This window comes from Roseiarcus sp., from assembly GCF_052145395.1.
Taxonomy (GTDB): domain Bacteria; phylum Pseudomonadota; class Alphaproteobacteria; order Rhizobiales; family Beijerinckiaceae; genus Roseiarcus.
The window spans coordinates 1-5,532 of the sequence record NZ_JBKQOT010000560.1 but is presented as its reverse complement, the minus strand read 5'-3'; the positions used below and the strand labels follow the sequence as shown (position 1 = coordinate 5,532).

Genomic DNA, 5,532 nt, shown 5'->3' with positions numbered 1-5,532 from the left:
CCGACGAGGAGGCGACCAAGGCCTACGACTCCGGCCGCTGCGACGCCTACACGACCGATTCCTCCGGCCTCTATTCCGAGCGGCTCAAAATGTCGGTCCCGGACGACCATGTCGTCCTGCCGGAGATCATCTCCAAGGAGCCGCTCGGCCCGGCCGTGCGCAAGGACGACATCCAGTGGTTCGAGATCGTCCAGTGGACTCATTTCGCCCTCGTCACCGCAGAGGAGCTCGGCGTGACCAAGGCCAATGTCGACGAGATGCTGAAATCGCCGAACCCCAACATCCGCCGGCTGCTCGGCGTCGAGGGCGACTTCGGCAAGATGATGGGCCTCAACAACGACTGGGCCTATCAGATCATCAAGGCGGAAGGGAATTACGGCGAGATTTTCGAGCGGAACGTCGGCATGGAATCGCCGATCAAGATCAAGCGCGGCCTGAACGCGCTGTGGACCAAGGGCGGCCTGCAATACGCCCCGCCGATCCGTTGATCCGCTTCCGGGCGATCGACCGGCGCGCGGGCGCGCGGCCCGGCCGCCGGGCCGACCGGGATTGTGCGCCGCCGGGTTGCTCCCGAACGCCGTTGCCTTAAGCGGCGAAGACGCTATTGTCCGCCCGCGCCGGGCGCCGCCCGAGCCGGATTCGGGCGCGGTCGGATTGAGGTATGGCGACGGATATCCGCATAGCGCTGGACGCAATGGGGGGCGATCACGGCCCCGCCGTCGTGTTGCCTGCGGCGGCGATCGCCCTCGAGCGGCGTCCGGACGTCCGCTTCCTGTTGTACGGCGATCAGAAGGCGATCGCGCCCTACCTGTCCGCGGACCCGAGGCTCGCCGAAAAAGCCGAGGTTTTTCATACGGACGTGGCGGTCAAGATGACCGACAAGCCGAGCCAGGCGCTTCGCACCGGCCGGCGGGTGTCGTCGATGTGGCAGGCGATCGAGGCGGTGAAGACGGGCGCGGCCGACTGCGTCGTCTCGGCCGGCAACACCGGGGCGCTGATGGCGATGGCGAAGTTCTGCCTGCACACGATGGCCCCGATCGACCGGCCGGCGATCGCGGCGCTCTGGCCGACAACGCGCGGCGAATCGATCGTCCTCGACGTCGGGGCGACGATCGGCGGCGACGAGCAGCATCTCGTCGATCTGGCGGTGATGGGCGCGGCGATGGCGCGCATCGTGTTCGACATCGACAGCCCGACGGTCGGTCTCCTCAATGTCGGGACCGAGGAGATCAAGGGCGTCGAGGAGGTCAAGGCGGCCGGCCGGATCCTGCGCGACGCCAACCTGCCCAACATGCGCTATCAGGGATTCGTCGAGGGCGACGATCTCGGCAGGGGTGCGGTCGACGTTTTCGTCACCGAGGGCTTCACCGGCAACATCGCGCTGAAGACGGCCGAGGGAACCGCCCGCCAGCTCGGCCAGTACATGCGCGACGCGTTCAGCCACAGCCTCATGTCGCGCATCGGCTTTCTGTTTGCCCGCAAGGCCCTGGACGCCCTGCGCGAGCGAAAGGCGCCGCGAGCGCACGGCGGTGTGTTTCTCGGCCTTGACGGCGTCGTCATCAAGGCCCATGGCGGCGCCGACGCCGACAGCTACGCCGGCGCCGTCGAGCTTGGCTATGACATGGTCCGCCAGGAACTGCTGGCCAAGATTCGTGAAATGATCGCACAAGCCAGCGAGAGCCGTCCTGCGGCGGCCTCGCCGGTCGCCGAGACCTGACCTCCGGAATCCCGAATGGCATCGAACCTTCGTTCCTGTGTCCGCGGCGTTGGCGCCGCGCTTCCCGCCCGAGCCGTCACCAACGACGAACTCGCCGCCAAGGTGGACACCTCCGACGAATGGATCCGGCAGCGCTCCGGCATCGCGCAGCGCTATGTCGCGGGCGAAGGCGAGACGACTTCGACCCTGGCGACCAGCGCCGCCGAGGCGGCGCTCCGCCACGCGGACCTAAGCGCCGACGACATCGACCTGATCGTGGTCGCCACGGCGACGCCGGACTACACCTTTCCCGCCGTCGCCACCCAGGTGCAGGCCAATCTCGGCGTCACTCAGGGCGCGGCCTTCGACGTGCAGGCGGTTTGCTCCGGCTTCGTCTTCGCCGTGGCGACGGCCGACAAGTTCATCCGCTCCGGCTCGAACAGGCGGGCGCTGGTGATCGGCGCCGAGACCTTCTCGCGCATCCTCGACTGGAGCGACCGGACGACCTGTGTCCTGTTCGGCGACGGGGCGGGGGCGATCGTGCTCGAAGCGCGGGAGAGCGACGGCGCCTTCGCCTCGCCCGGCGTGATCGCCTCGCGGCTCAGGTCCGACGGCCGCCACCGCGCCAAGCTCTATGTCGACGGCGGGCCCTCGACGACGCAAACCGTGGGACACCTGAGGATGGAGGGCAAGGACGTGTTCCGCCACGCCGTCGGCATGGTGACGGACGTGATCCAGGGTTGCCTCGCCGACGCCGGCTGCGACGCTCAGGCGATCGACTGGTTCGTGCCGCACCAGGCCAACCGGCGCATCATCGACGCCTCCGCCGACAAGCTCGGCATTCCGCGCGAGAAGGTGGTTGTGACGGTCGACCAGCACGGCAACACCTCCGCGGCGTCGATCCCGCTCGCGCTCGCCGTCGCGGTCAAGGACGGCCGGATCAAGAAGGGCGACCTCGTGATGATCGAGGCCATGGGCGGCGGCTTCACCTGGGGCGCCGCGCTGATCCGCTGGTAAGAGGCGCGTTCGACACGCGCTCGGCGTCGTTCGGCACGCGTTCGGTGCCCATTCGACGCGTCCGAATCAGCCCTTATTCACCCGTGAATCGACCCTTTTCAAAGGCTTGCGGGCGCGAATCGGAAAAAACGAATCGGAAAAAACGAATCGGCGCCCGCCGGCGCCGGCCTGAGGGGCGGGCGAAAAGCGCGGACAAAGCCACGATCGGGTCGGAGCGTCGGGGGCGGGCCATGCTCGATCCTAGCCGATATTTCAGATAATCGGAAGAGATTGGTCGTCTCGGCGTGAGCGTCGGGCGACGCCCACGGTGGCGGACCGGGGCTGGGCGGTTGTCGCCGAAAGAGACGCGTCCGCGCCGGGCGTCACGCACCTGTGACAGTGTGCAGTGGATGGGGATACATCTCGCTCCAAGGAGAAGAGCCGGGGAGAAATGTCGCCGCCCCGGCTCCGCCCTTCGGCCACGACCGATCTAATCAGCTAATGGGCCAGCCTAGCCAACGGCTTTTGATCGCTTCGACTCGCTGGCGCCCTGGATGTCCTGAGCATGGGCCAACGAGGGTCTGTTCCGTCATGTCAGAGCCGACGCATCTAAGCGACGACCGTGAAGTCATACGTGTAGGTGGGTCCGTGGTTGGGGGTCACGTGGAGCACAGCCGGTCCCAGAATCGGATCGCCGCCCCACAGCGGGACGCCAAAGGGTGTCGTGATGCTGCCCTCGTAACCGCCCGGAAACGAGAAGTTTTGGACTTGATCGTGCAGCGGTGAGCCTGCCTTAAATGTCACCCTGAATTGCACCGTGTGGAGGACCGTTGTCGTATTGTGAATACAACCAATAGAGATTATTGGTTGTGAACGTGCTCTGCTTCTGCTTCACGTCCTTGACGGGAGGTCCCAGCGCCGTCTGCGCCACCCACACTTGCCCCCCTACAGCCTGCACGTGTGCAAGGGCCTCTTTTGCTTTGGGGTGTGGTTGAGCGTTCAAGTGGTCAGCCATAAAGAATCTCGATAGTTTCAATGACGACAACTATCCGCCCATCTTGCCGATGGACGCCAGAGCTGAGCGCTATTTTTTTGTTCTGTGCAGTGACCGACGTCACAACTCGTGGACGCACTTGCTTAAATTGCGCGGTTTCGGGTGTTACGTTGATAGTGCAATCTATTGTCGACGCCGCGGCGCCCTCACTTCGCCTCCTAGGCGCTCGAGCGCAAGAGGCCATCGGCCAGGCTCGCCTCGTCCGCGCTTCACGACGGACAGCGCCTGAGCGAGCCGAAAGTCGGCGCGCTCGTCACAACCCGGATCGGTCACGCCGCCCGCGTCAGCTTCGTCGCGAAGGGGAACGGCGACGGCTCGATCGACCCCATCTCGGGTCGCGGACACGCCCATTCCCGTCGCGCTGTGGCGGCGATTGTTGATGTGATTAATCCATCCAAGGGTCGATGGACTTCCACCACTGGAACATGTTCCCGTGCAAGCGGGCCTCGCGCTGAGATGACCCGTAAGGGAAATCGTGGATTCAGCCGCAATCCTGGACTCTCCGGGCAGCCGCTCTCGCGCGCCGCAGGTGGCGTTTGTCCGGGCAGCAGGCCTCGGTCGGGGAGGGGCGCCGCACGGCGCGTCCGTGCGGTGCCCTGCGCCCGGCTTTCCGGGCGCCAACCGGGTGAAGACTGGCCGGGCGAAGCCAGAGCGATTTGTATTTCGGCGGAATTGACGGCGTCAGCGCCTCCGCCCGCATAGGGGAGCGCCTCTATTGCTTGCCGTAGGTCTCATCGAAAGCGTAGCCGACGCTGCGCACGGTCCGAATCGGATCGCGCTCGCGCCCCTTTGACAACTTTTTGCGCAATCGACCGATGTGAACGTCGACCGTGCGGTCGTCGATTTCGGCGGCCCGCCCCCAGATGTCGTCGAGCAGTTGGTTGCGAGTGAACACTCGGCCCGGCTTCTCAAGGAGAAATTCGAGCAGCCGGAATTCGGTTGGAGCAAGATGAATGTCGCGATCGCCGCGCCGGACGCATCGGGTCTCGCGATCGAGGTTGAAGTCGCCAGCGCTGAGGCGATCGGCGATCCGCTCTGGACGGGTTCGCCTGAGGAGGGCGCGCACCCGCGCCAACAGTTCGGGAACGGAAAACGGCTTGACGATATAGTCGTCCGCTCCGACCAAAAGACCGCGAACGCGCTCCGCCTCTGCGCCTCGCGCCGACACCATGATGACCGGGAGCATACGGGTGTTCTCGCGAGCGCGGAGCCTGCGGCAGATCTCCAGACCCGAGACGCCGGGCAGCATCCAGTCGAGAATGACAAGATCGGGCGGACTCTCGGCAAGGCGAAGCTCGGCTTCGTCACCCCGCCCCACGCTGTCAACGACGTAGCCCTCCGCCTCCAGATTGTAGGAGAGCAAAACCGCGAGGTCCGGCTCGTCTTCCGCGATGAGAATGCGTGGAGCAGACGCGGCGCCGGAGCGCACGCTCTCCCTGCGCGCCTCGTTCATGCGTCGCCCCCGGCGGCCTCGACGTCGATGTCGGTCTCCTGCCGTCCGCGCGGACGGTCGGAGGGCATCGTCTCGCCGGTGACCAGATAGACGACCGTCTCGGCGATGTTGGTGGCGTGGTCGCCAATCCGCTCGATGTTTTTGGAGCAGAACAGGAGATGGGCGCAAAACGAGATGTTGCGCGGATCCTCCATCATGTGGGTGAGGAGATCCCGGAACACCGAGTCCTCGAGCGCGTCGAGGTCCACGTCGCGCTCCCAGACCTCCCGCGCCCGCTCGGCGTCGCGCTGCGCATAGGCGTCGAGGACATCTTTCATAAGCTCGGTGGCCACC

The 5,532-nt window shown here is 65.8% G+C and carries 4 protein-coding genes and 1 pseudogene; 3 read left to right on the top strand and 2 right to left on the bottom strand.

Going from position 1 to position 5,532, the window contains the following annotated elements:
* From ACLP25_RS19250 to ACLP25_RS19240, 3 genes and pseudogenes are all read left to right on the top strand, one after another.
* Nucleotides 1-488 (top strand): annotated as a pseudogene (locus ACLP25_RS19250) (amino acid ABC transporter substrate-binding protein); the annotation flags it as partial.
* Nucleotides 489-661: 173 nt separating this feature from the next.
* A complete protein-coding gene (gene plsX / locus ACLP25_RS19245) occupies nucleotides 662-1,717 on the top strand; it encodes a phosphate acyltransferase PlsX (RefSeq protein WP_442470769.1) in 1,056 nt (351 codons plus the stop codon).
* A 15-nt stretch (nucleotides 1,718-1,732) separates the two neighbouring features.
* Nucleotides 1,733-2,713, top strand: a complete 981-nt coding sequence (locus tag ACLP25_RS19240; protein WP_442470768.1) for a beta-ketoacyl-ACP synthase III — start codon at nucleotides 1,733-1,735, stop codon at nucleotides 2,711-2,713.
* 1,745 nt (nucleotides 2,714-4,458) lie between these two features.
* Here the strand turns inward: ACLP25_RS19240 and phoB are convergent.
* Together phoB and ACLP25_RS19230 are read right to left on the bottom strand one after the other, a co-directional pair.
* The gene (gene phoB, locus ACLP25_RS19235; protein ID WP_442470767.1) at nucleotides 4,459-5,199 is read right to left on the bottom strand and encodes a phosphate regulon transcriptional regulator PhoB; all 741 of its coding nucleotides are present in this window, start codon (nucleotides 5,197-5,199) and stop codon (nucleotides 4,459-4,461) included.
* A partial coding sequence (locus tag ACLP25_RS19230) for a phosphate signaling complex PhoU family protein (RefSeq protein WP_442470766.1) occupies nucleotides 5,196-5,532 on the bottom strand: 337 nt, incomplete at its 5' end. The genes phoB and ACLP25_RS19230, both read right to left, overlap by 4 nt.

Coding starts and splice junctions, on each gene's coding strand:
- phoB (WP_442470767.1), bottom strand. CDS start 5,199: ATGAACGAGGCGCGCAGGGAGAGCGTGCGCTCCGGCGCCGCGTCTGCT.
- plsX (WP_442470769.1), top strand. CDS start 662: ATGGCGACGGATATCCGCATAGCGCTGGACGCAATGGGGGGCGATCAC.
- ACLP25_RS19240 (WP_442470768.1), top strand. CDS start 1,733: ATGGCATCGAACCTTCGTTCCTGTGTCCGCGGCGTTGGCGCCGCGCTT.